Origin of the sequence: Malikia spinosa (assembly GCF_002980625.1) — a bacterium.
Classification (GTDB): domain Bacteria; phylum Pseudomonadota; class Gammaproteobacteria; order Burkholderiales; family Burkholderiaceae_C; genus Malikia; species Malikia spinosa.
Map to the genome: position 1 here is coordinate 68,628 of NZ_PVLR01000012.1, position 24,671 is coordinate 93,298.

The 24,671-nt window shown below is 67.2% G+C and carries 24 protein-coding genes; 11 read left to right on the forward strand and 13 right to left on the reverse strand.

The annotated features are described in order from the left end of the window. Positions 1-29: 29 nt before the first annotated feature. Together coaE and C6P61_RS04700 are read right to left on the reverse strand one after the other, a co-directional pair. Entirely contained in the window at positions 30-644 is a 615-nt protein-coding gene (coaE, locus tag C6P61_RS04695) for a dephospho-CoA kinase (protein WP_105728771.1), read from the reverse strand. Beyond that, the gene (locus C6P61_RS04700) at positions 644-1,492 is read right to left on the reverse strand and encodes a prepilin peptidase (RefSeq protein WP_105728772.1); all 849 of its coding nucleotides are present in this window, start codon (positions 1,490-1,492) and stop codon (positions 644-646) included. The genes coaE and C6P61_RS04700 overlap by 1 nt, the downstream gene beginning before the upstream one ends. Positions 1,493-1,642: 150 nt before the next feature. On the opposite strand from C6P61_RS04700, the gene C6P61_RS04705 reads away from it, so the two are divergent. The 4 genes from C6P61_RS04705 to C6P61_RS04720 are packed head-to-tail and all read left to right on the forward strand — an operon-like array spanning position 1,643 to position 9,439. Then, entirely contained in the window at positions 1,643-2,548 is a 906-nt protein-coding gene (locus C6P61_RS04705) for a GAF domain-containing protein (RefSeq protein ID WP_146114964.1), read from the forward strand. Beyond that, complete coding sequence (locus tag C6P61_RS04710; RefSeq protein ID WP_105728774.1) at positions 2,545-6,585, forward strand: hybrid sensor histidine kinase/response regulator; 4,041 nt, start codon at positions 2,545-2,547, stop codon at positions 6,583-6,585. Before C6P61_RS04705 ends, C6P61_RS04710 begins: the two co-directional genes overlap by 4 nt. Continuing rightward, the gene (locus tag C6P61_RS04715; RefSeq protein WP_105728775.1) at positions 6,582-8,261 is read left to right on the forward strand and encodes a GAF domain-containing protein; all 1,680 of its coding nucleotides are present in this window, start codon (positions 6,582-6,584) and stop codon (positions 8,259-8,261) included. The genes C6P61_RS04710 and C6P61_RS04715 overlap by 4 nt, the downstream gene beginning before the upstream one ends. Next, complete coding sequence (locus C6P61_RS04720) at positions 8,258-9,439, forward strand: response regulator (RefSeq protein ID WP_211296922.1); 1,182 nt, start codon at positions 8,258-8,260, stop codon at positions 9,437-9,439. Before C6P61_RS04715 ends, C6P61_RS04720 begins: the two co-directional genes overlap by 4 nt. Positions 9,440-9,504: 65 nt before the next feature. Here C6P61_RS04720 and C6P61_RS04725 read toward each other — a convergent pair whose 3' ends face one another. Next, positions 9,505-10,719, reverse strand: a complete 1,215-nt coding sequence (locus tag C6P61_RS04725; RefSeq protein WP_105728776.1) for a type II secretion system F family protein — start codon at positions 10,717-10,719, stop codon at positions 9,505-9,507. Between the two features lie 342 nt (positions 10,720-11,061). Here C6P61_RS04725 and accB point away from each other — a divergent pair, with 342 nt between their 5' ends. The 3 genes from accB to prmA are packed head-to-tail and all read left to right on the forward strand — an operon-like array spanning position 11,062 to position 13,763. Continuing rightward, a complete protein-coding gene (gene accB, locus C6P61_RS04730; RefSeq protein WP_105728777.1) occupies positions 11,062-11,511 on the forward strand; it encodes an acetyl-CoA carboxylase biotin carboxyl carrier protein in 450 nt (149 codons plus the stop codon). Positions 11,512-11,521: 10 nt separating this feature from the next. Further along, positions 11,522-12,871: an acetyl-CoA carboxylase biotin carboxylase subunit gene (gene accC, locus C6P61_RS04735; RefSeq protein ID WP_105728778.1), complete on the forward strand. Its 1,350-nt coding sequence runs from the start codon at positions 11,522-11,524 to the stop codon at positions 12,869-12,871. Between the two features lie 4 nt (positions 12,872-12,875). Further along, complete coding sequence (gene prmA / locus C6P61_RS04740; protein WP_105728779.1) at positions 12,876-13,763, forward strand: 50S ribosomal protein L11 methyltransferase; 888 nt, start codon at positions 12,876-12,878, stop codon at positions 13,761-13,763. Between the two features lie 66 nt (positions 13,764-13,829). On the opposite strand, the gene C6P61_RS17885 is transcribed toward prmA, so the two are convergent. The 4 genes from C6P61_RS17885 to C6P61_RS04760 form a co-directional block, all read right to left on the reverse strand. Further along, positions 13,830-14,102 (reverse strand): hypothetical protein, encoded by a 273-nt coding sequence (locus C6P61_RS17885; protein WP_161124434.1) that lies wholly within the window; start codon positions 14,100-14,102, stop codon positions 13,830-13,832. Positions 14,103-14,344: 242 nt separating this feature from the next. Next, positions 14,345-15,019: a 1,6-anhydro-N-acetylmuramyl-L-alanine amidase AmpD gene (gene ampD / locus C6P61_RS04750; RefSeq protein WP_105728781.1), complete on the reverse strand. Its 675-nt coding sequence runs from the start codon at positions 15,017-15,019 to the stop codon at positions 14,345-14,347. Further along, complete coding sequence (locus C6P61_RS04755) at positions 15,009-15,275, reverse strand: PP0621 family protein (protein ID WP_105728782.1); 267 nt, start codon at positions 15,273-15,275, stop codon at positions 15,009-15,011. The genes ampD and C6P61_RS04755 overlap by 11 nt, the downstream gene beginning before the upstream one ends. Further along, positions 15,272-16,069 carry a cytochrome C assembly family protein gene (locus C6P61_RS04760; RefSeq protein WP_105728783.1) on the reverse strand — a complete coding sequence of 266 codons (798 nt, stop codon included), beginning with the start codon at positions 16,067-16,069 and terminating at the stop codon, positions 15,272-15,274. The genes C6P61_RS04755 and C6P61_RS04760 overlap by 4 nt, the downstream gene beginning before the upstream one ends. A gap of 112 nt (positions 16,070-16,181) precedes the next feature. On the opposite strand from C6P61_RS04760, the gene ffh reads away from it, so the two are divergent. Next, a complete protein-coding gene (gene ffh, locus C6P61_RS04765; protein ID WP_105728784.1) occupies positions 16,182-17,567 on the forward strand; it encodes a signal recognition particle protein in 1,386 nt (461 codons plus the stop codon). Between the two features lie 28 nt (positions 17,568-17,595). Continuing rightward, on the forward strand, positions 17,596-18,234 hold the full coding sequence (locus tag C6P61_RS04770) for a hypothetical protein (RefSeq protein ID WP_105728785.1): 639 nt from the start codon (positions 17,596-17,598) through the stop codon (positions 18,232-18,234). A 33-nt stretch (positions 18,235-18,267) separates the two neighbouring features. Here C6P61_RS04770 and C6P61_RS04775 read toward each other — a convergent pair whose 3' ends face one another. Together C6P61_RS04775 and C6P61_RS04780 are read right to left on the reverse strand one after the other, a co-directional pair. Then, complete coding sequence (locus C6P61_RS04775; protein ID WP_105728786.1) at positions 18,268-18,531, reverse strand: hypothetical protein; 264 nt, start codon at positions 18,529-18,531, stop codon at positions 18,268-18,270. 111 nt (positions 18,532-18,642) lie between these two features. Then, a complete protein-coding gene (locus C6P61_RS04780; protein WP_105728787.1) occupies positions 18,643-19,422 on the reverse strand; it encodes an IclR family transcriptional regulator domain-containing protein in 780 nt (259 codons plus the stop codon). 129 nt (positions 19,423-19,551) lie between these two features. Here C6P61_RS04780 and C6P61_RS04785 point away from each other — a divergent pair, with 129 nt between their 5' ends. Both C6P61_RS04785 and C6P61_RS04790 read left to right on the forward strand, forming a co-directional pair. Beyond that, positions 19,552-20,466 (forward strand): 4-hydroxyphenylpyruvate dioxygenase, encoded by a 915-nt coding sequence (locus C6P61_RS04785; protein ID WP_105728788.1) that lies wholly within the window; start codon positions 19,552-19,554, stop codon positions 20,464-20,466. A gap of 4 nt (positions 20,467-20,470) precedes the next feature. Continuing rightward, positions 20,471-21,379, forward strand: coding sequence for a sugar phosphate isomerase/epimerase family protein (locus C6P61_RS04790; RefSeq protein ID WP_105728789.1), 909 nt, complete (start codon positions 20,471-20,473; stop codon positions 21,377-21,379). A 62-nt stretch (positions 21,380-21,441) separates the two neighbouring features. On the opposite strand, the gene C6P61_RS04795 is transcribed toward C6P61_RS04790, so the two are convergent. From C6P61_RS04795 to aroQ, 4 genes are all read right to left on the reverse strand, one after another. Further along, the gene (locus C6P61_RS04795) at positions 21,442-22,308 is read right to left on the reverse strand and encodes a DMT family transporter (protein WP_244908773.1); all 867 of its coding nucleotides are present in this window, start codon (positions 22,306-22,308) and stop codon (positions 21,442-21,444) included. A gap of 4 nt (positions 22,309-22,312) precedes the next feature. After that, a complete protein-coding gene (locus C6P61_RS04800) occupies positions 22,313-23,245 on the reverse strand; it encodes an AEC family transporter (protein ID WP_105728790.1) in 933 nt (310 codons plus the stop codon). 67 nt (positions 23,246-23,312) lie between these two features. Then, positions 23,313-24,146, reverse strand: a complete 834-nt coding sequence (locus tag C6P61_RS04805) for a shikimate dehydrogenase family protein (protein ID WP_105728791.1) — start codon at positions 24,144-24,146, stop codon at positions 23,313-23,315. Between the two features lie 17 nt (positions 24,147-24,163). Further along, a complete protein-coding gene (gene aroQ / locus C6P61_RS04810; RefSeq protein WP_105728792.1) occupies positions 24,164-24,637 on the reverse strand; it encodes a type II 3-dehydroquinate dehydratase in 474 nt (157 codons plus the stop codon). Positions 24,638-24,671: the final 34 nt, after the last annotated feature.

Sequence of the window (24,671 nt, forward strand, 5' to 3'; positions counted from 1 at the left end):
CGCACCGGGATTTCAGGCTTAACTTGCCATCATAGCCCGAATCGCTGACTCAGCTGTTGCCACTGCTGCCTGACCTGAGCCCCGAGTTCAGCCAGAGTGACCCCTTCGTTATCGATCACGCAGTCGGCGATCGCCAGTCTTTGCTCGCGGCTGGCCTGTGCCGCCAGCACGGCTTCGACCTGGGAGCGTGGCCAGCCGTTGCGCTGCATCACGCGCCGGATCTGGGTTTCGGGCGCGCAGTCGACGACCCAGATCAGGTCGCAGCGCTCGCGCCAGGCGCTCGACTCGGCCAGCAGCGGCAGGTCCAGCACTGCGACGCCGCGCGGCAAGGCCGCCAGCTGCTGGTCGATCTCGGCGCGCACGATTGGATGGATGATGGCCTCGAGCTTCGCCCGCGCCGTCGGGTCGGCAAAGATGCGTGCGCGCATGCGGTCGCGGTCCATCGCCTGGTCGGCCGTGATGAATTCGTCGCCGAAGGCCGCCCGCACCGCCTCGATCGCGCTGCCTCCGGCGGCCGTGCTGGCGCGCGAAATCGCATCGGCGTCGATCAGCGTCGCGCCGAATTCGACCAGCAGGGCGGCGACCGTGCTCTTGCCGCTGCCGATCCCGCCCGTCAGGCCCAGTCGTACGCAGGGGTGTTTCATCAGAGTCCGATCCATTGCAGGAAATGATCAGTGCCGAACAAGAGGGCCCAGAGTCCGCTCAGTGTCAGGAAGGGGCCGAACGGCACATAGCCGCCTTCGCGCAGTCCTGGACCGAGCTTGAGTGCCAGGCCCACCGCCGCCCCGCTCAGCGAGGCCAGCAGGATCATGGGAATCAGTGCCGGCCAGCCGAACCAGGCGCCTAAAGCGGCAAACAGCTTGAAGTCGCCGTAGCCCATGCCTTCCTTGCCGGTGGCGAGCTTGAAGGCCCAGTAGACCAGCCAGAGCGAGAGATAGCCCGCGACCGCGCCCCAGAGCGCAGCGTCCAGGCGGGTCGCGGTCCAGCCCAGCGCCGCGGCGATCAGGCCGGCCCAGACCAGCGGCAGCGTGATGTCGTCGGGCAGCAGCGTCGTGTCCCAGTCGATGCAGGCCAGTGCAAGCAGGGCGGCCGCCAGTCCGCAGCCGGCCAGCCCGGCCATGCCGTTGCCGTGCACGGCCACCACCGCGGCAAACAGGATGCCGGTCAGCGCCTCGACCAGCGGGTAGCGCCAGCTGATCGAGGTCCGGCAGCTGGCACAGCGCCCGCGCAGCAGGACATAGCTCAACAACGGGATGTTCTGCTGCCAGCGGATCAGCGCGCCGCAGCCGGGGCAGCGCGATCTAGGCTGCGCCAGGCTCAGGGTCGCTGCAGGTGGGGCCTCCTGACCGGCCAGTTCGGCGCATTCGCGCGCCCAGCGCTGCTCGAGCATCAGTGGCAGGCGGTGAATCACCACATTGAGGAAGCTGCCGACCAGCAGGCCAAGCAGGCCGGCCAGCCACCAGTTCCATATTCCGAGCGGGAGGTCTAACAATGGTTTTACCTTTGGGTTAGTATCTCTAGCATAGTTTGACACGACTGCTGGCCGGATTCACGCTGCGACGTAGTCGGATTATCGTGACGGTTTCTGATCGTAACGCAGCTGATCGCGGCACATGGGTATGGATATGGAGGCTGGCTTGTGATGGAAGATGCCCGAACTGCTGCGGCATCAGTATCGCCCTTGCCGGCAGTGGGCGAGGCGGTCCGACTGCATGAGTTGCATCGCTCGCTGAGCCGACTCGGCTGGCGTCTGGCTCTGTTGAGCCTGTCGCTGCTGTTGCTGGCCGTTGCGGGTGGGTATGCGGCCCAAGCCATGAACCTGTTGCCGCCCGGCAGCGCCCTGTGGCTGGCGCTGTGCAGCGCCGCCATGCTGCTGTTGTTCGGCCTGCTGTGCCTGTTGCTGCGCCTGACGATCGGTCGCGAGGTACTCGCTGCATTGTGTGCTGCCGAGGCGGGCTTGCGCCATGCCGATGCCGAGTCCAGGCGGCGGGCCTGCCTGGTCGAACTCACCGCCCGTCTGCAGCAGGCTCAGAGCCCGGCTGAACTGGCCCGGCAACTGCTGTCCGGTCTGGCGCACAGCCTGTCGATCCAGCAAGGGCTGTGCTGCTACTGGGACGAGGCCAGCCAGTCCTTGCAGGCGGCGGCGCGCTATGGCGCCGATGGTGCCAATGAGGCCCAGGTGTTGGTGCGCCAGCCCGAGCTCGCACCGCTGCTGCTCGAGGTCGCGCGTTCGCGCCGCGCCATCACCCTGACCCAGCCGGGCGCCCGTTACCTGCGCATCAGCTCGGGCCTGGGCGATGCCGAGCCGGCCGAGCTACTGATCCACCCGATCGAGCACCGGGGCCGCTTGTTCGGGCTGCTCGAACTCGCCAGCCTGCAGCCGCTCGGAGGCGCGGCCGGCCTGTTGATCCAGGAGATCGTGCCGGTCTTTGCGATGTGCCTCGACATCTTGCAGCGCGCCGAGCGCAGCGAGACGCTGCTCGAGCAGACCCGGATGGCCGAGGCCATGCGCCAGACGGCTCCGCAAGCGGGCGGGGGGGCGGCATGAAGCTGCGCCGCATCAATGCCAGTGCAATCGCGCTCTACCTCACGCTCGCGTTGCTCAATGCCGGCGCGCTGCTGCTGCTCGACCACCTGTCGCAGCGCCAGCAGGTGATGCAGCAGCGCCAGTCGATGGCCAGCCGGCAGACCGAGCGCTTCCTTGAAGCCGACCGCTATCTGACCAACCAGGTCCGGGCCTTTGTCGTGACGGGCGACCCGGTCTACGAACGCGATTACTGGCAGGAGGCGCAGGTCACGCGTCGCTTCGAGCAGGCGCAGGCGGCGCTCGAAGGTCTGGGCCTGCCCAGGGACGAGATCGCGTTGATCGAGCTGGCCAAGTCCCGTTCCGACGCGCTGGTACGGATCGAGGCGCTGGCGATGGACGAGCGCAAGGCCGGCCGCACCGAGCAGGCGCTCGGACTGGTCTTTGGCGCCTTCTACGAGCAAGCGCTCGACGGCATCCACGAACCGGTGCAGCGCCTGCGGCGACAGGTCGAGCAGCGCCTGGCCGATGAGCGGCAGCTGGCCGAGCGTCAGCTGCGCCTGGCCTGGCATGTCAGCCTGGGGCTGACCCTGCTCAGCACGCTGGCCGTGATGGCCATGCTGGGCTATTACTACAGCCGGCGCGTGCTGCGGCCGCTGTCGGCGATGAACGAGCAGGTGCTGGCGATGAAGGCGGGGCTGGCCTTCGAGCCGCTGGATTGCGTGAATGAGCGCAGCGAGGTCGGCGAACTCGCGCGTTCACTGGCCCTGTACAGCGCCACGCGCGAGCAGGTGGCACAGGAGCAATGGGCCAAGTCGCACCAGGCGCGCATCGCGACCCTGCTGCAGGCCTGCGGCAGCTTCAGCGAGCTGGCGCAGCGCTTCCTGTCCGAGGTCTGTCCGCTGCTGCAGGTCGGTCACGGCGTCTTCTATGTGCTTGACGCCGAACACCGCCAGCTGCGCCTGATCGCGCAGTATGCCCATTCCGAGCGCAAGGGGCTGGCGCAGCGTTTCGACCTCGGCGAAAGCCTGGTCGGCCAGTGCGCGCTCGAAAAGGCCCCGATCCAGATCACCCGCCCGCCGGCCGACTATGTCCGGATCTCGAGCAGCCTGGGCGAAGCGCCGCCCGAGGCCATCCTCGCGCTGCCTGTGTTGAGCGGGGGCAAGGTGCTGGCCGTGATCGAGCTGGCCGCGTTGCGCCTGTTCGGGCCGCGCGAGGAGGGCTTGCTCGAAGGCCTGCTGCCGATGCTCGCGATGGGGCTCGAGATCCTCGAACGCAATGTCAGGACCCAGCGCCTGCTAGAGGCCACGCAGGAGCAGGCACAGGAGCTCGCGCGCCAGAAGGAGGAGATCGAAACCCAGCGCCTCTCGATTTCCGCCATCCTCGACGAGCAGAACGCGATCTTCGAGTCGGTCACCAGCGGCATCGTCGTGCTGCGCCACCAGCAGGTCGTCAAATGCAACCAGCACCTGGGCTGGCTGCTGGGCCGTTCCTGCGCCGAACTGGTGGGCCGCAGCATGCTGAGCTGGTTCGCCGACGCCGACAGCCGCGAGCGCATCGAGCGCAGCAGCGAGCAGATCCGGCGCGGCGAGCCGGTCCGGCTCGAAGCCGCCATGTTGCGCCAGGACGGCAGCCAGATCTGGGTCCGGCTCAATGGCCATGCGATCGACCTCAACGACCTGTCGCAAGGGGTGGTCTGGACGCTGGACGATGTGTCCGAGGAGCGCCATGTCGCCGACGAAATGCGCCGGGCGCGCGAGCTGGCCGAGGACGCGGCGCGCACCAAGAGCAGCTTCCTGGCCAACATGAGTCACGAGATCCGCACGCCGATGAACGCGATCATCGGCATGGCCCATCTGCTGCACAAGTCGGGGCTGAGCCCGCGTCAGCAGGATTACCTCGGCAAGATCCAGCGCTCGAGCCAGCACCTGCTCGGCATCATCAACGACATCCTGGACTTCTCGAAGATCGAGGCCGGCAAGCTCACGATCGAATCGACCGACTTCGAGCTCGACGCGGTGCTCGAAAACGTCGCCAACCTGGTCGGCGAGAAGGCCGGCAGCAAGGGGCTCGAATTGATCTTCGAGCTCGAACCCGGCCTGACCCAGGCCCTGGTCGGCGATCCGTTGCGTCTGGGCCAGATCCTGGTCAATTACTGCAACAACGCGGTCAAGTTCACCGAGCAGGGCGAGATCCGGGTCAAGGTGTCGCAGCGCGAGGTCGGTGAGCATGATGTCCTGCTGCATTTTGCGGTTCAGGACACTGGCATCGGCCTGAGCGAAGAGCAGCGCGGACGCCTGTTCCAGAGCTTCAGCCAGGCCGACCGCTCGACCTCGCGCCGCTATGGCGGCACCGGACTCGGGCTGGCGATCTCCAAGAGCCTGGCCCAGCTGATGGGCGGCGAGGTCGGGGTCGAGTCCGAGCTGGGCCGGGGTTCTACCTTCTGGTTCACCGCGCGCCTGGGCAAGGGCGAGCGCCAGCCGCAAGCCCACCTGCCGCGTCTCGACCTGCGCGGCTGCCGGGTGCTGGTGATCGAGGACAACGAGTATTCCCGCACCGCATTGACCGAGATGCTGGTCGCGATGAGCTTTCGGGTCGCGGCCGTGGCCAGCGGCGAGGCGGGCGTGGAGGCGGTGCGCTTCGCTGCGGCCGAGGACCAGCCTTTCGGCGTCGTCTTCACCGACTGGCAGATGCCCGGCGTCGACGGACTCGAAGCCGGGCGCCGCATCCTGGCGCTGGGCCTGCAGCCGCCGCCGCATCTGGTCATGGTCACCGCCTACGGTCGCGACGAGGTTGCCGCCGCTGCCGAGGCGACCGGGTTCGACAACGTGCTGACCAAGCCGGTCAATCCCTCGCAGCTGTTCGATGCCGTCATGCGGGCGCTGGGCGAGCAGCCGGCCTCGCCAGTCACGCCGGGCGGAGCTGCCGGGGCCGAGCCTGATCTGGCGGCCATCGCCGGTGCCAGGCTGCTGCTGGCGGAGGACAACGAGCTCAACCAGGAAGTGGCGGTCGAACTGCTCAACGATGCCGGTCTGGTGGTCGAGGTGGCCGACAACGGCCGCACGGCGCTCGACAAGCTGCTGCAGCATGGCGCGGGCTATTACGACGCCGTGCTGATGGACATGCAGATGCCGGTGCTCGACGGACTGGGCGCGACGCTCGAGATCCGCAAGCTGGCGCAGTTTGCCCGCCTGCCCGTCATCGCGATGACAGCCAACGCGATGCAGGGCGACCGCGAGCGCTGCCTGGAAGTCGGCATGAACGACTACGTGGCCAAGCCGATCGAGCCCAACCAGCTCTGGCGCTCCTTGCTGCGCTGGATACCGGCGCGCGCCGATCGCCAGGCCGATGCCTCGACCAGTTCGACCACCTCGAACCCCTCGGCCGGGGCAGCTGCCACCCAGCCCGCGCCTAGCCCCAAGCAGAAGATCGACGGCTCCTTGCCGGCAGGCATTGCCGGTCTCGATACCGGACTGGGGCTGGCCCGCACCGCCGGCAAGACCGCGCTCTACCGTCGCCTGCTGGAGAAGTTCGTGGCAGTGGAGCGCGATGCGATCGACCAGGTCAGGGCCGCGCTCGATGCCAGCGATGCGGTGGCGGCCGAGCGCGCGGCGCACACGCTCAAGGGCACGGCTGGCAGCATCGGCGCGACCGCCTTGCAAGACCAGGCGGCCGCGCTCGAGCAGGCGCTGCACGAGCGCTTGCCGCTGGCTGTGCTCGAGCCTCGGCTGCAGGCCTGCTCGGCCCAGCTCGAGCCATTGGTCTCGGCGCTCGCCGCATGGCTGGCGGCCAGTCAGGCCACCGATCAGCAGCCGTCGGAGGCTGCGCCGGTCGAGCCGCCCGATGCGCAGGCGCTGCGTGCCGCGCTGCAGCGGATCGAGCGCTTGTTGCTGGACTCCGACTCTGCCGCCGAGCAGGCCTGGGAGCAGGACGCCGCGCTGTTTCGCTTCTGTCTCGGCGCGCGCTGGGGCGAAGTGGACGCCGCGCTGCGCAGCTTTGATTACGAGCAGGCGCTGCAAGCCTTGCGCGAGGCTGCGCATGTCAGCGGGGTGAATGCATGAACCGGTTCAAGCTCGACCTGTTGCAGGGACTGCTGCTTTACGCCCCGGTCTACCGGGTGCTCGCCGTTGCCCTGTCCCTGCTGGTGGGGGTGTTGACGGCTAGCCTGTATCAGCGCTCGGACGAGGCTGAGCTGAGCCACCTGCTCGGGACGCTGGCGCAGCGTTATGCGGTCCAGTTGTCCGAGGAGGTCTTGCGCGGCCGGGCCATGGGCGCGACGGCCATGCTCGGCATCAACGAACCGGCGTTGAAGGCGCTGGTCCAGGGCCAGCTGGCGCCCGACGCCCCGCAGCTGCTCGAGCGCCTGGAGCCGGTACGCCAGGCGCTCGATGCCGAGAGCATCCTGGTCATGGATGCCGCTGGCCGCGTGGTGGCGCAGCTCCCCGATCATCCCGGGGCCACTGGGCTGCAGCGGCAGGACATGCCTTACTGGCAGTTGGCCTTTGCCGGCCAGGAGACTGTCTACCCCGTGGCAGAGGGCGAACTGCCGCCCCGGCGCAGTTTCCTGCTGGCCGCCCCGATCTATGCCCAGGCCCAGCGCGGCGGCCTGGTGGTCGGTGTGCTGGCGCTCAAGCTTTCGGCCGAGAGCCTCGATACCAGCTTGCGCCGGCTCGGCGAACATGCCTTGCTGCTGTCGCCCCAGGGCCTGGTCTATGCCAGCAGCGATGACGAATGGAATTTCCGACTGGCGCGCGACATGGCCCCGGAGCAGCTGTCGGGCCTGGCCTCGCAGTTCGGACCGGCCTTCGCTGCCGGCGCCCAGCCGCCACGACTGCCCTTCGATCCGGCACAGGATGCGGTCGAGCTGCTGGGCCTGCGTCACCTGCGGGTGCGCGCCAGCCTGCAGTGGCCCGATGCCGCCGGACGCTGGCAGCTGGTGCTGCTGGCCTCGCCGTCGCATCAGGGGGCGGTGCTCGGGCGTACCCTGGCCGGCGTCACTTCGGCCTTGCTGGTCCTGACCCTCTTGCTGCTGCTGCTGCGTGCGGCGCACAACCAGCTGGCCAGTCGTACCGCCTTGGCCCGCAGCGAGGCGGCCTCGCATGAACTCATGCAGCTGGCCCAGTTCAAGCAGCGCCAGTCCGAGCTGTCGCTGCAGTTGCAGCATGCCCGCGAGCTGCCCGCATTGACCCAGGCCCTGTTTGCCGAGATCGGCCGCTACCTGCCCGTGCACCAAGGCTGCCTGTACTGCGTCGAGCCCGACCCGGCTGGCCAACCGGAGCTGCACCTGGCGGGCAGCTACGCGACCGCGTCGGCACCCGAGCGGGTAGTCATCGGCGATGGGCTGCTGGGCCAATGCGCGCGCGAGCGGCGTAGTCTGACTTTCTCCGAGGTGCCGGCCGGCTTCTGGACCCTGGAATCCGGTCTGGGCCAGGCGCTGCCGCGCGCGCTGCTGCTGTTGCCGATCATGCGCAACGAGCTGCTGATCGGCGTGCTCGAGCTGGCCTCGATGGAGCCGGACGGCGACCGGATCGAGGTCATGCTTGAAGGCCTGTTGCCGGTGCTGGCGACCAATCTCGAGGTGCTGCTGGCCGAGCGCCGCCTTGAGCGCCTGCTGGCCGAGGCGCGTGCACAGGCCAGGACCGATCAGGCCCCAGTCGACGCAGCAGGCGGCTTGGGGTACGCTGGCGTCAACAAGCCGGGCGCAGTAGCTGTCTGCCAGGCCCCTGGCATTGAATGAACTACCCTTTCCAGAGCATGCCGATGGACACCGACACCAAGCACCCTGAGCCCGCCACCATCCTGGTGGTTGACGACACCCCTGCCAACCTCTCGCTGATGACGGGCCTGCTGCGTGACGAATACAAGGTCAAGGCCGCGATCGATGGCGAGAAGGCCTTGCGGATCGCCCAGTCCTCCCCTGCGCCCGACCTGATCCTGCTCGACATCATGATGCCGGGCATGGACGGCTACGAGGTCTGCCGCCGGCTCAAGGCCGACCCTGCCACGCGCGACATCCCGGTGATCTTCCTGACCGCCAAGAGCGGGGTCGAGGACGAGAAGATGGGCCTGGACCTGGGTGCGGTCGACTACATCACCAAGCCGATCAGTCCGCCGATCGTGATGGCCCGGGTCCGCAATCATCTGGTGCTCAAGGCCAGCGCCGATTTCCTGCGCGACAAGGCCGATTACCTCGAGCATGAGGTTGGCAAGCGCACTGCCGAGGTGACTGCGATCCAGGACGTGACCATCCTGGCGATGGCATCGCTGGCCGAAACGCGCGACTCCGACACCGGCAACCACATTCGCCGCACCCAACACTATGTCAAGGCGCTGGCGCTGAAACTGCGCGAGCAGCCGCGCCTGGCCGCGCTGCTCGATGACCGCTATATCCTGATGCTGTTCAAGTCGGCGCCGCTGCACGACATCGGCAAGGTCGGCATCCCGGACCGCATCCTGCTCAAGCCCGGCAAGCTCACGCCGGAGGAATTCGAGCTCATGAAGACGCACACCACGCTCGGGCGCGACGCGATCCATGCCGCCGAGCGCCAGCTTGGCATGCCGGTCGAGTTCCTCAAGCTGGCCAAGGAGATCGCCTACAGCCACCAGGAGAAATGGGACGGCTCCGGCTATCCCGAGGGGCTCAAGGGCGAGGCGATTCCCCTGTCAGCCCGGCTGATGGCGCTGGCCGATGTCTACGATGCGCTGATCAGCCGCCGGGTCTACAAGGAAGGCATGCCGCACGAGCAGGCGCTGGCCATCATCAGCGCCGGACGCGGCCAACATTTCGACCCCGACATGGTCGACGCCTTCCTCGCCATCCACGAGGAGTTCTACGCCATCGCGCAGCGCTACATCGACTCCGACAACGAACTCGATGCCAAGCGCCAGCATCTGGCGCGCCTGCACAACATCTGAGCTGGCTCAGGGGCTGCTGCGCAGTTGGCGCGGGCCCTTGCCCGACCGGGCCTGGGCCCGCTGGCTCAGACCACCTGTCCGAGCTTGAAGATCGGCAGGTACATCGCCACCACGATGCCGCCAATGATCGAGCCCAGCAGCACGATGATGATCGGCTCCATCAGGCTCGACAGACCGGCCACCATGTCGTCAACCTCCTGTTCGTAGAAGTCGGCCGCCTTGCCCAGCATATGGTCGATCGAGCCCGATTCCTCGCCGATCGCGCACATCTGCAGCACCATTGACGGGAAGATCCGGGTATTGGTCATGGCCTGGGTCAGGCTGGTGCCGGTCGAGACCTCCTGCTGGATCTTGATCGTGGCATCGGAGTAGACCGAGTTGCCCGACGAGCCGCCGACCGAGTCGAGCGCCTCCACCAGCGGTACGCCGGCCGCGAACATGGTCGAGAGCGTGCGGGTCCAGCGCGCCACCACCGATTTTTCGACCAGCGTGCCGAAGATCGGCAGCTTGAGCAGCAGGCGGTCCATCAGGCGCTGCACTTTTTCGTTGCGGTGCCAGGCCTGCCGCAGGAAGTAGAGTCCGGCCCCCAGGACACCGAAGAGCAGCCACCACCAGGCGACGAAGAATTCGCTCATGGCGATCACGATCAGCGTCGGGGTCGGCAGGTCGGCACCGAAGGACGAGAACACTTCCTTGAAGGCCGGGATCACGAAGATCATGATCACCGTGATGACGATGATGGCAACCGTGATCACGGCCGCCGGATACATCAGCGCCGACCGGACCTTGCTCTTGAGTGCCTCTGACTTCTCGAGGTAGACCGCGAGCCGGTCGAGGATGTCCTCCAGGATGCCGGCGGTCTCGCCGGCCTCGATCAGGTTGCAGTAGAGGCCGCTGAAATGGAGCGGGTGCTTGCGAAAGGCGCTGCTCAGCGAGGTGCCGGTCTCGACCTCGTTGCGGATCTCGTTGAGCAGGCGGGTCATGTTGGGGTTCGGGTTGCCGCGGCCGACGATGTCGAACGCCTGCAGCAGCGGCACGCCCGCCTTCATCATGGTCGCGAGCTGGCGCGTGAAGATCGAGATGTCCTTGGGCCGGATCGAGCGGCCACCCGACATCCGGCGCTTCCTGACCTTGAGCGGAACGATGCCCTGGCGCCGCAGCGCCGTCATGACCAGGTTATCGCTGGCGGCACGGGTTTCGCCGCGCACGGGTTTGCCGCCGCGGTCCTTGCCCTCCCACTCGAAGACATACTCCTTGACCTTGTGTACCGCTGTGGCCATGGCTTCCCCCCGTTTTGATTATTTGTCCACCCGACCCCCTCCGGGGGAGGGTGCGTCAGGCAGTTTAACCCTGCACGGGCCGGCTGGGTGTAATCCGGATCAGGCTTTGCTGCGGGCCGTTGCAGCGCCTTCGGGGCCGCGCACCGCAGGCGCTGCTGAGAGCCTGGATACGGTGGCGTTTTAAGGATTTCTTTCGGTTATTTTTCGCATTTGAGCGCGAAAAACACCTTGTCTAGCACAAGTTCGATACGCCAAGCTTGCGGCATATCGTGTATATTCGGGCCCAATTTCACGTCGTTGTGGATACTTCGGTGCATTTTAGATGCACCTCTTGGAGAAATTATGGATCTGCGCAAACTCAAGACTCTGATCGACCTGGTGTCGGAATCCAATGTCTCGGAACTCGAGATCACCGAGGCCGAAGGCAAGGTTCGAATCGTCAAGAGCGCGCCGGTTGGCGTCCAGCCCATGGTGGCCGCCGCCCCGGCAGCCGTCATGGCCGCGCCCGCAGTGGCGGTGGCGGCCCCGGTGGTCGTTGCCGAGCCCGAGGCCCCCAAGGGCCATGTGGTCAAGTCCCCGATGGTCGGTACCTTCTACCGCTCGGCCAGCCCGGGCGCCAAGGCCTTTGTCGAGATCGGCAACCAGATCAAGGAAGGCGAGCCGATCTGCATCGTCGAGGCCATGAAGATCATGAACGAGATCGAGTCCGACAAGAGCGGTGTCGTGACCCAGATCCTGGTCGAGAACGGCCACGCTGTCGAATACGGTCAGCCCTTGTTCGTCATCGAATAAGGGGCGGCCCATGTTCAAGAAAATCCTGATCGCCAACCGCGGCGAGATTGCCCTGCGCGTGCAGCGCGCCTGCCGCGAGATGGGCATCAAGTCGGTGGTGGTCTATTCCGAGGCCGACCGCGAAGCCAAGTATGTCAAGCTGGCCGATGAAGCGGTCTGCATCGGCCCGGCCGCCTCGGCACAGAGCTATCTCAGCATGCCGGCCATCATTTCGGCGGCCGAAGTCACCGACGCCGAGGCGATCCACCCGGGCTATGGCTTCCTGTCCGAGAACGCCGACTTCGCCGAGCGGGTCGAGCAAAGCGGCTTCACCTTCATCGGCCCGACCCCTGAGTCGATCCGCATCATGGGTGACAAGGTCGCGGCCAAGCAGGCCATGATCAAGGCCGGCGTGCCTTGCGTGCCGGGCTCGGAGGGCGAGCTGCCCGAAGATCCGACCGAGGTCAAGCGCATCGCCAAGATGATCGGTTATCCGGTCATCATCAAGGCGGCCGGTGGCGGCGGCGGGCGCGGCATGCGCGTGGTGCACACCGAGGCGGCGCTGCTGCACGCGGTCCAGACCACCAAGTCGGAAGCCGGTGCCGCGTTCAACAACCCGGCCGTCTACATGGAGAAGTTTCTCCAGAACCCGCGTCACATCGAGATCCAGGTGCTGGCTGACCAGCACCGCAACGCGGTCTACCTCGGCGAGCGCGACTGCTCGATGCAGCGTCGGCACCAGAAGGTGATCGAGGAAGCGCCGGCCCCCGGCATTGCGCGCCGCCTGATCGACAAGATCGGCGAGCGTTGCGCCGCCGCCTGCAAGAAGATCGGCTACCGTGGCGCCGGCACCTTCGAGTTCCTGTACGAGAACGGCGAGTTCTACTTCATCGAGATGAACACCCGGGTCCAGGTCGAGCATCCGGTGACCGAGGCGATCTCGGGCATCGACATCGTGCGCACCCAGATCCTGGTCGCTGCCGGCGAGAAGCTGCCGTTCACCCAGCGTCAGATCGACCTGCGCGGCCATGCGATCGAGTGCCGCATCAACGCCGAAGACCCGTACAAGTTCACCCCTTCGCCGGGCCGGGTCACGACCTGGCATATGCCGGGCGGGCCGGGCGTGCGGGTCGATTCGCATGTCTACGCCAACTACCTGGTGCCGCCGAACTATGACTCGATGATCGGCAAGATCATCGTGCATGGCGACACCCGCGAGCAGGCGCTGGCGCGCATGCGCACGGCGCTGTCCGAGGTGGCGATCGAGGGCATCAAGACCAATATCCCGCTGCACCGCGACCTGATGGTGGACGCCAGCTTCGAAGCCGGCGGCACCAACATCCATTACCTCGAGCACTGGCTCGAGCAGCGCAAGCGCTAAGCCGATGTTCGAACTCGTATTGATGGCGCCGGAATGGCGCATCGAGGAGCTCAGCGACGCACTTGAGGCGCTCGATGCCCTGAGCGTGTCGGTCGAGGACGCCGACGCCCAGACCCCGGCCGAGCAGGCCCTGTTCGGCGAGCCCGGCATGCCGGCGCCCAAGGCCGGCTGGCAGCGCTCGCGCGTGGTTGCCCTGTTCGAGCAGGAAGCGCAGGCGCGCGAGGCGGTTGAACTGCTGGCGCCGCAGGACTTCTTCGAGGGCTGCGAGAGCGTCGGGGTGCGCCCGGTCGCCGAGCAGGACTGGGTGCGTCTGACGCAGTCGCAGTTCGCGCCGGTCGAGATCACGCCGACCTTCTGGATCGTGCCGAGCTGGCATGAGCCGCCGGCCGCCGCCGAGCAGGTGATCCGGCTCGATCCGGGCCTGGCCTTCGGCACCGGCACCCATCCGACCACGCGCATGTGCTTGCGCTGGATCGCGCAGCGCGACCTGTCGGCGCAGCGGGTGCTCGACTATGGTTGTGGTTCCGGCATCCTGGCGATCGGCGCGGCCAAGCATGGCGCGGCCGAGATCGTGGCGGTCGATATCGATCCGGCCGCGGTCGAATCGACCCAGATCAATGCCGCCAACAACCATGTGTCCTTGCTGACCGGTCTGCCGGAGGCGGCAACCGGCGTCTTCAACCTCGTGCTGGCCAATATCCTGGCGACGCCGCTCAAGATGCTGGCGCCGCTGCTGTGCGCCCATGTCCAGGCTGGCGGCCATCTGGTGCTGGCCGGCATCCTGGAGCCCCAGGCCGACGAACTCAAGGCCGCCTACGCACCCTGGCTGGCGCTCGAGGTCACCGACAGCGAAGAGGGCTGGATCCTGATGACGGCGCGCGCCGCTGACTGATCCCGACTGACCTGATGGGCGGCCCAGCAAGCCTGATCGGTGGATTTCCGGTCAGGCTTGTTTCATTCAGGGCCGGTTGCCGGTCGGGAAGGGCCAGGCCGCCGTCGGCGCAATACGGGTCCGGGCCGAGGGCTCGGCCGGTGGCATCGCCTTGACCGGAACGGCCTTCTTTGCCGCCGCTTTCTTGGCGGCTGTCTTCTTGGCCGCGACCTTGCGGGCGACGACCTTCTTGGCCGGCACAGCCGGGGCCGCGCTCAGCGGCTTTGCCGCTTCGACCTGCTCTGACGCTGGCTGCGCCGCAACCTTCTTGGCCGCAGCGGCCTTCTTCGCAGTCGCCATCTTGCATCTTCTCCTGAAACAACTTGCACGTTGCGCGTGAGTCCGGACGATTCCGGCTCAGCGAGTCAGCACAATGGCTTCGGGGGACAGTGAAACCAAGGCATGGAAAGTGGACACCTTGTCCGGCACAGCCTGGCTGGCTGGGCATGACATAGGGAAATCCCACAGACATAAACTCTGACTTTTATATTATGAAAGTGTCGCAGCGAAATGCAAGCCCTGCATGGCGTCAAGCGGGCCTTTTATTGCATTGCGGCATCGCTGTCAGGCCCTTGCGCTCCGGTTTTGCCCGGATCGGCACCGGAAACGGCCAGATTCTGTTGTACAGCGGTCGCCAGCGGGAACCAGTCCTGCGGCCAGCATGTCGCCTGGCGCAGCCAGGCCCAGTCGAAGCCCGGCCCGGGATCGAGCTTGCGACCGGGGGCGATATGCTCGTGGCCGGCCACATGCATGATCGGGTAGCGCCGGGTCAGCGCCTGGCAGAGATCGGCCAGGGTGCGGTACTGGGCCGGCTCGAAGTGCAGGCCCTCCAGGCCTTCGAGCTCGATGCCGATCGAGTCGTCGTTGCAGTTCTCGCGCCCGCGCCAGCAAGAGCGCCCGGCATGCCAGGCGCGGTCGTCGCAGGAGACGAACTGCAGCAGCGCGCCGTCGCGCCGGATCAGGAAATGGCTCGAGACTTCGAGTCCGCGCAGGCCCTCAAAATAGGGATGCGCGTCCCAGTCGAGCCGGTTGCCGAACAGCTGTTCGATCTCGGGTCCGCCATACTGGCCCGGCGGCAGGCTGATCGAATGCAGCACCAGCAGGTCGATCAGCGCGCCGTTCGGGCGTGGTCCGTAGTTGGGCGAGGGGACGACCCGCGCGTGCTCCAGCCAGCCGTCGCGCCAGCCGGCCGGTTCGGTTTCCGCTTCAGCTGGCATCGCGGGCGCTGCCTGGGCGCTGGGCGGGGCCGAGGCGCAGATGCTCGGCGCTGCAGTAAGGCCCGTCGGGGCCGGCCAGTGCGTCGCTGGCTGGCAGGTGCAGGCCGCAGTGGCGGCAGGCGACCATGGCACTGGGCTGGGCGAGTGGGCGCCGTGCTGGGGGGGGCTTGGGCGCTGGCGGCCGCTCGGCGGCGCGCCGGTTGCGCCAGATCCAGACTCCGGCCAGCACGACCATCAGTACCAGCAGGTATTTCATGCGCGCGCCAATATGACTTCAAGGACGAAGTGCGAGCCGACATAGCCCAGCAGCAGCAGGGTGGCGGCGGCGTAGAGCATGCGGATCGCAAACCGGCCGCGCCAGCCCTGGGTCAGGCGACCCCAGAGCAGCACGGCCAAGGCCAGCCAGGACAGCAGCGTGAACAGGGTCTTGTGGTTCCAGACCCAGCCCTGCATCAGCCCTTGCTCGCTGAACCACCAGCCGGCCAGCAGGGTCGCGCTCAGCATGGCGAACGCGGCAGCGACCAGGCGGAAGGTCAGGCGCTCGAGCGCGAGCAGGGGCAGCGTGATGTCGCCCGGATGGCCCCTGCGCATCGAGGCTTCGGCGCGCTGCGTCAGCCAGCCATGCAGCACCGCGGCGGCCAGCAGGCCATAGGAAACCAGGCCCAGCGAGCCATGCAGCGGCAGCCAGCGCGAGCCCGAGGCCAGATGGGGCGTGCCCGGAAACAGCAGCGCCAGCAGCACGGTCGCCGCGCCCAGCCCGACCAGCGAGGCGCGCGCGCGCAACTGCGGGTAGAGCCGGGTTTCGATCGCGTAGAGCGTGAAGACCAGCCAGGCCGTGAACGACAGCGCTGGCGCGAAGCCGAAGCGCATCACCCCACCGCCGAACTGGTTGGCGGCCAGCGCCAGCCCGTGCAGCAGCCAGACCATTGCCACCAGCGCGTTGAGCTTGCCGGCCGCCAGCCGGGTCGGGTGCAGTGCCAGCAGGGCATAACCCAGTGCCGCGCCCAGCGACGGGATGGTGCCCCACCAGGGGCTCGGGGATAGAATCATGCCCAGAGTTTAACGGCCCGCGCAGCCGGCCAAGTCCCTTTTCGTCCCTATTCCCCCAGCCCGGGGTCGCCCTTTCGGGCGGCCGCAGCCGGCGCTCACACAGCAGCTCATCATGGCCTCAGCCCTCACCGAAAAACTGTCACGATTGGTCAAGGAGGTGCGTGGCCAGGCCCGCATCACCGAAAGCAACGTCAGCGACATGCTGCGCGAGGTGCGCATGGCCCTGCTCGAGGCCGACGTCGCGCTGCCCGTGGTGCGCGATTTCATCGCGCGCGTCAAGGAAAAGGCGCTCGGCGCCGAAGTGGTCGGCTCGCTGACCCCTGGCCAGATGCTGGTCAGCGTGATCCAGCGCGAACTCTCCGCCACCATGGGCGAGGGCGTCAGCGACCTGAACCTGGCGGCGCAGCCGCCGGCCGTGATCCTGATGGCCGGCCTGCAGGGTGCCGGCAAGACCACCACCACCGCCAAGCTGGCCAAGCACCTGATCGAGCGGCGCAAGAAGAAGGTGCTGACGGTCTCGGGTGACGTCTATCGCCCGGCCGCCATCGAGCAGCTCAAGACCGTGACCAAGCAGGCCGGTGCCGAATGGTTCCCGAGCAGCCCGGAGCAAAAGCCGCTCGAGATCGCGCTTGCCGCGCTGGACTACGCGAAGAAGCATTACTTCGACGTGCTGCTGGTCGACACCGCCGGCCGGCTGGCGATCGACGAGGCGCTGATGGCCGAGATCAAGCAGCTGCACGCGGCGCTCAATCCGGTCGAGACGCTGTTCGTGGTCGACGCGATGCAGGGCCAGGATGCGATCAACACCGCCCGCGCCTTCAAGGAAGCGCTGCCGCTGACCGGTATCGTGCTGACCAAGCTCGACGGCGATTCGCGCGGTGGCGCCGCCCTGTCGGTGCGCGCGGTCACTGGTGCGCCGATCAAGTTCGCCGGCGTGTCCGAGAAGATCGACGGCCTCGAGGTGTTCGATGCCGAGCGCCATGCCGGTCGCGTGCTGGGCATGGGCGACATCGTGGCGCTGGTCGAGCAGGTCACCGCCGGCGTCGACATGGCGGCGGCGCAGAAGCTGGCGGCCAAGGTCAAGAGCGGCGACGGCTTCGACTTGGAGGATTTCCTCGACCAGCTGCGCCAGATGAAGAAGATGGGTGGCCTGTCCACCCTGATGGACAAGCTGCCGACCCAGATGTCGGCCAAGGCCAGCGGCGCCGACCTGGGCCGGGCCGAAACCGAGATGAAGCGCAAGGAAGGCATCATCTGCAGCATGACGCCGCAGGAGCGGCGCAAGCCCGAGCTGATCAAGGCCACGCGCAAGCGCCGCATCGCCGCCGGTGCTGGCGTGCAGGTGCAGGAGGTCAACCGCCTGCTCAAGGAGTTCGAGCAGATGCAGGGCGTCATGAAGAAGATGAAGGGCGGCGGCCTGATGAAGATGATGAAGAAGCTCGGCGGCATGAAGGGCCTGGGCGGCATGCCTGGCATGCCCAAGCTGCCGGGCATGTAAGCCGGCTGGCGCGCGCGCAGCATTGGCGATGGACGGCGAGGCCCTGTTCTGGCTCGAACTGGCGCTGGCATTGCCGGCGCTGGTGGCCGCGCTCGCGCTCAAGCCCTGGCGCATGTTGCACGGCCCGTTGCTGACGCCGACGCTGGCGGCGCTGGCCTTGCTGCCCTGGTTCTGGCTGCTGCCGCAGCAGCTGCCCCAGGGCCTGCAGGTCCAGCTCTCGGGCGCCAGCCTGCTGGCCCTGATGCTGGGTTGGCCGCTGGCGGTGCCGGTGCTGGCGCTGGTGGCGCTGCAGGTCTGGGCGCTCGGTCTGCATGACGCGCAAACCGTGCTGTCGCAGTGGGTCTGGCTCGGCCTGGTTCCCGCGACGCTGGCGCTGGGCTGGGGTGCCCTGCTGCGGCGCTGGCTGCCGGCCCATCCCTTCATCTACACGCTCGGACGTGGCTTCATCGGCACCGCGCTGGCGGTGTTCGGCGCGGGCTTGTTGCAGGAGCTCGCGCAGCGCTGGCTGGTGGGCGCTAGCCTGGATGACGCGCTGGTGGCGCGCTGGCTGATGGCCTGGGGCGATGCCTTCCTGACCGGCATGTTCTGCGCGATCTTCGTGGCTTTCGCGCCGCAGTGGCTCGCGACCTGGTCCGACCAGCGCTATCTGAGCCCGCCGTCCGACTGAGTCCGACCGACTTCAGTGGCCTGCTGCCATCGGCTAGAGGTGGCTGTGGCGGGCCCAGGTGTCCTTGATTTCCGTGCGGTCTGGCGGGGCGCCGGTCGACTGCAGGTGCTGGCTCTGGATATTGACCAGCGCGGTCATGACCTGGAACGGAAAGCCGCGGCGCGAACCGTCCCGCGTGTCCTGCAGCAGCTGCTCGATATAGGACACGAGGTCCTTCGTACCCCATTTTTCGTTCAGCATCTTGCCGATATGCGGGTAGCTGGCGTTGATCGTGTCCAGGTCTGTTTGGGTTGTCATGACAGGTAGCCTCCTCGTGGCGTTGCGCTCCGATCTGACGTCCGATGTCAAATCACGCTTGATGCCATGCCGTAGATTGACAAAATACCAGAATTCCGGGCCGGTGGTGGATTACAGCAGCGGCCGCATGCTGCGTGCAGTGTCTTGCAGCACCGGCAGCACGCGCTTGGCCGCGTCTTCGCTGCTCTCGTTCTGCATCGGCATCGTGACGCTCATCGCCGCGACCAGGTGGTCCTTGTGGTCGTACAGCGGGACGGCAATGCCGCGGTAGTTCATCTCGAGCTGCTGTTCGGAAATCGCCCAGCCCTGGCGCTGGATCTGCTGCAGCCGCCGGCACAGCTCGTCCTTGTCGACCAGGGTGTGCGAGGTGTAGGCGCGCAGTTCCTGGCGGGCCAGCCAGGGCTCGTAGACCTCGGGGCCTGACATGGCCAGTATCACCAGGCCGGCTGCGGTCACCTGGGCCTGCACGCGCGAGCCCAGCATGTAGCCGGTGTTGAGCTGGCGATGGCTGCCGCTGCGCGCGACGTAGACCAGTTCGTCCTGTTCGAGCACCCCGGCGTAGGCGATTTCGCCAGTGCCGGCCGTGACGCGCTGCAAGTAGGGCTGGACCGCGCGCGGCAGCCTGGCCGATTCGAGGTAGGCCTGGCCCAGCCGCAGCACGCGCGGTGTCAGCGAGAACAGCTTGCCATCGGTCGCGACGTAGCCCAGATGCACCAGCGTGAGCAGGTGACGGCGCGCCGCGGTGCGGGTCAGGCCGCAGCGCTGGCCGGCCTGGCTGGCGGTCAGGCGCGGGTGTTCGGCGTCGAAGGCCTCGATCACGGCCAGGCCTTTCTCGAGCCCGGCGATCCAGTCGCGGCGCTCGAGCGTGAAGAGGGCGTCTTGCTCGCTCATGGGACTCAAATTCCTGTTTTGGTTCGATAGTCGATGCTGATCGTTCGATTGTCGCTCGTGTCGAGCGGGCCAAGATGAAAAAAAATGCCCGGACTCGCTTACAGTGCAGGCTGAATCTGGAGATATCTCATGAGTGACCTTCTGCTCAAGTCGGCCAGCGAGCGCGAGCCGCTGCAAGCCTCTTTCAGCGACGCTGCCAACCCGATCGGTCTGGACGGCATCGAGTTCATCGAGTTCGCCACGGCCAAGCCGCAGGCGCTCGGCCAGGTGCTCGAGACCATGGGCTTCAAGCCGGTCGCGCGCCACCGTTCGCGCGAGGTGCTGCTGTACCGCCAGGGCGAGCTCAACATCGTGGTCAACGCGCACCTGCCGGTGGCCCAGGGCGCCAGTCGCAGCAGCGAGGCGCCGAGCATCTCGGCGATCGCGCTGCGCGTGCGCGATGCCCGCGCCGCCTACGAGTATGTGCTCGAGCGCGGCGCCTGGGAGGTCAGCACCCACCCCGAGGTGATGGAGCTCAACATTCCCGCCATCCACGGCGCGGGCGGCAGCCGGATCTACTTCGTCGATCGCTACAAGGAATTCTCGATCTACGACGTCGACTTCGTGCCGATCCCGTCGGTCGAGCAGCGCCCGGCGGCGACTGCCGGCATCCATTTCTTCGGCATCGTGCAGTACATCGGCCCGGAGCGCAGCTACGACTGGATCGAGTTCTACCGCGAGCTGATCGGTGCCGAGCTGATTCCCGACGAGCAGCGCTTCGGCATCATGCCCAAGGGCAAGCTGTTGCGCACGCCGGCGCTTGACCCGGACAAGCGCTTCATGATCCAGCTGATCGAGCCTGACGTCAACGTGCTCGACGCCGACGAGCGGCTGCAGCGCATCGGTCTGGGCGTGCCCGACGTGCCGGCTGCGGTGCAGGCACTGCGCGCGCTCGGGGTCGAGTTCGTCGAGACGCCAGCAGCGCACAGCGGCGCGCGCGGCGCGATCAGCAAGACCTACCTCGGCTCGGTGGTGTTCGAGCTCGTGCATGACGAGAGGGCCTGAAACCATGAAATCCGAGCGCAGCACAGCTCAGGCTATTTCCGGCTTCGGCATGGACACCATCACGCTGGCCGGTCCGCTCGAGGCCAAGCTGGCCGCGATGAAGGAGGCCGGTTTTTCCCAGGTCATGCTCAAGGCCAACGACCTGGTCGGCCACCCCGGCGGCTGGCAGGCTGCGGTCCAGGCCGTGCATGACAGCGGTCTGCGCGGTACCGGCTTCCAGGTCCTGCGCGATTTCGAGGGCCTGTCCGGTCACCTGCACCACTACAAGATCGACATCGCCAAGATGATGCTCGAGATGTGCGCCGCGCTCGGCTGCAAGGTGTTGCTGGCCTGCTCGTCGACCTCGGCGCACGCGAGTTCGGACCTCGACCAGATCGCGCGCGACCTGCGCAAGCTCGCAATGCTGGCGGTGCCGCACGGCATCCGAATCGCGTTCGAGGGCCTGTCCTGGGGCCGCACCATCAACGAATACACGACCGCCTGGGACGTGGTCCAGCGCGCCGACTGTCCGAACCTCGGCGTCGGCATCGACTCGTACCATATCTTCGCTGCCAAGACCCCGCTCGACGAGATCGACTACCTCGACCCGAGCAAGATCTTCCTGGTCCAGCTGGCCGACTTCATGTGGCAGGAGACCAAGACCTTCGAGGAGCGCATGACGACCGCGCGCACCTTCCGCGTCTTCCCGGGCGAGGGTGTGCACAGCGAGCAGCTGGTCGATCTGGTGCTGCGGCTCGATCGCCTGGGCTACCGCGGCGACTACAGCTTCGAGGTCTTCAACGACGACTATGTGCAGATGCCGTTGCCCTTCGTGGCCGAGCGCGCGCGCAAGTCGGCGCTCTGGCTGGCCGAGGAGGTGCTGCGCTGCTCGGTGCCGCTGCCGAACCAGATGCGCCTGAAGACGCCGGGCTGAGCCAGCCCGCTGCGCGCCAACAGACCAACGCCGGCCTTGTGCCGGCGTTGCTCATGGTGGCTTCAGCTGCGCCGCAGCCTGGCGCTGGCCAGGCCGCAGAGCGCGATCACGGCGATGCCCAGCAGCGCCAGCGCGTCGGGCGCATGGCCGAACGCGGCCCAGCCGGCCAGGGTCGCGAAGCCGATCTGCGCGTACAGATAGGGTGCGATGCGCGAGGCCGGTGTCTGCTGGAAGGCCTTGATCAGCAGGTAGTGGCCGATCGAGCCGAACAGCCCCATCAGCGCGATCGCGGCCCATTGGCGCCAGTCGGACAGCCATTGCCAGCCCAGCGGCACCACCAGCGAGGTGCAGGCCAGTCCGATCAGGCCGGTATAGAAATGCGTGACACCCGGGTCCTCGGTCCTGACCATGCGGCTGGTCAAGACCTGCAGCAGGGCGTTGACCAGCACCGACAGCAGCGGCAGCAGCATGCCGAGGTGGAAGTCGCTGCCATGCGGGCGGATCACGATCAGCGCGCCGCTGAAGCCGCCAGCCACCAGCAGCCAGCCCAGCGGGCCGACGCGCTCGCGCAGCAGCAGGCTGGCCAGCAGCGTGACGGCGAGCGGGATCAGCATCATGATCGCGGTGAATTCGCCGACCGGGATGAATATCAGGCTCAGGAAGCTGAAGCCGAAGGAGCCGATCATCAGCAGCCCGCGCAGCAGTTGCGCGCGCGGGGCCTGGGTCTGGAACAGGCGGCCCCGGTACTGGGGCCACAGCAGCGCCGTCGTCATCAGGGTCTGGATCGCGAAGCGCAGCCAGATCGCCATCAGCACCGGCACCGCCAGCCGGCCCGCGTACTGCGAGCCGGTGTCGAGCAACGCGAAGCACAGCGTCGCGAGGATGGCCAGCAGGATGCCCAGGCCGGGGCGGCGTGCCGTCTGGTTCACCGGCTCAGCCCAGCCCGTGCATCACGACCCAGATCCAGGCGTTGACACTGAAGAAGGCGGCCACGGTCGAGGCCACCAGCAAGGTGGCGGCAAAGCCGCCGTGTCCCAGGCGCTGCGCCAGCGCCGAGAACAGCGCCGGCAGCGGCATGCAGGCGTAGAGGATGGCGGCCTGATGCAGCTCGGGTGCGACTGCCGGCAGCAGGGCCAGCGCGCCCAGCACGCACAGCGGGTGCAGCAGCAGCTTGCCGCCGACCACGGCCGGCAGGTCGAGCTTGACGTCCTGCAGCCGCTGGCCGACCAGCACGCCGCCGATCATCAGCAGCGCGACGCCCGCGGCGGCCGAGCCGATGATCTGCAGGCTGCGGTCGAGCACATGGGGCAGCTTGAACTCGAGCGCCGAGCAGGCCACGCCAGCCACGATCGCCCAGATGATCGGGTTGCGCGACAGCGTGCGCAGCGACTGCAGCAGCGAGCGCTGCCAGGGCAGGCTGGCATCGCGCCCGGCCAGCAGCAGCACCACCGGGACCACCAGCAGGTTCTCGACCAGCACGCCCAGCGTCATCGCGATCGCGGCGTTCGGGCCCAGCAGCTCGCTGACGATCGGAAAGCCGACGAAGACGGTGTTGGAGGCCGACATGCCCATGCCGGTCAGCGCGGCCTGCGGCCAGGGCATGCGCCGCCAGCGCCCGTAGAGCACGCCGACCAGCAGCGCCACGGTCGAGCCGGCGCCATAGGCCGCCAGATAGCGCAGGTTGAGCACCTCCTGCAGCGGGAACTGGGTGATGGCGCGACAGACCAGCGCTGGCAGCAGGAAGTCGACCAGCAGCTTGCCCAGCACCAGCATGTCCTCGCGCTTGAAGATGCCGCGCCAGACGGACAGGTAGCCGACCGCGATCAGCAGGAAGATGGGCGAGGTGATGGACAGGATGTGCAGCATGGCGGAAAAAAGCCCACCGGTGGCGGGCTGGCTGGTGAGCGCTGGCGCGAGAAACGTCAGTCAGCCGTCAGTATGACAGACGGGCCACCGAGCGCAGATGCTCGGCCGTGGTGGTCGGCAGGCCGAAGTATTCGAGGTAGGCCGGGATCTGCTCGAACAGCATGTCGGAGCCGACCTGGGTCCGGCAGCCGCGCGCGCGCGCCGCAGCCAGGAAGGCCGTCACCTCGGAGGCCATCACGACTTCGCCAACGAAGGTCTCGGGGGCGAGTCGGTTGACGTCGAGCGGCAGCGGGTCGCCGGCCTTCATGCCCATCGGCGTGGCGTTGACGACCAGGTCATGGTCGGCCGGGTCGTTGGAGCCGGTGCGGACCTCGATCTGCGGGTAATGGGCCTGGATGCGCTGGCCCAGGGCCTCGGCTGAGGCCTGGTTGACGTCGAACAGGCTGATCGAGGCAATGCCGGCACCGGCCAGCGAAGCGGCGATGGCCGAGCCGACGCCGCCGCTGCCGACCACCAGCACGCGCGCGCCGCCCAGGTCCAGGCCCTTGCGCTGCACGCCGCGCACGAAGCCGGCGCCGTCGAACATGTCGCCGATCAGGCGGCCGTCCTCGGTCCGCTTGACCGCGTTGCAGGCACCGGCGACCTTGACGGTGGCTGTGACCTCGTCGAGCAGGCCCACGGTCGTGACCTTGTGCGGCATCGTGATCAGCGCGCCGCGGATATTGGTCAGCTGGAACACCGAGCGCAGGAAGGTCGGGTAGTCGGGCGCCTGGCAGCCCATCGGCACCACCACCGCGTTGATGCCGGCTTGCTCGAAGTAGGGGTTGTAGATCATCGGCGACTTGAAGCTGTAAGTCGGATAGCCGATGTGGGCGATGATTTCGGTGTTGCCGTTGATCATGATCAGTGCGGGTTGGTTCAGGCCTGGGTCGCGGCCGAGTTGACGAACTTGCGCACCAGGCCGTCGATCGCGACCAGATAGCCGTCGACGCCGAAGCCGATCACGATGCCGGCGGCCGCTGGCGAGACCCAGCTGTGGTGGCGGAATTCCTCGCGCGCGTGCACGTTGGAGATATGGCATTCGATCACCGGCAGCGGATCGACGCCCTTGACCGCATCATGCAGCGCGATCGAGGTGTGGGTGAAGGCGCCTGGGTTGAAGACGATGCCGAGCGCCTCGCCGGCCTTGTAGAGGCGGCCGTACTCGTGGATCTTGTCGAGCAGGGCGCCTTCCCAGTTGCTCTGGAAGCACTCGATCTCGTAGCCGATCTTTTCGCCATGGGCCTGGCAGAAGGCTTCGACATCGGCCAGCGTGGTGTAGCCGTACTGGGCCGGTTCGCGCGTGCCGAGCAGGTTCAGGTTGGGGCCGTTGAGGATCAGAATCTTCTTCATTATGTACGAACTGGTTAGTTTGTTGGACTGAATG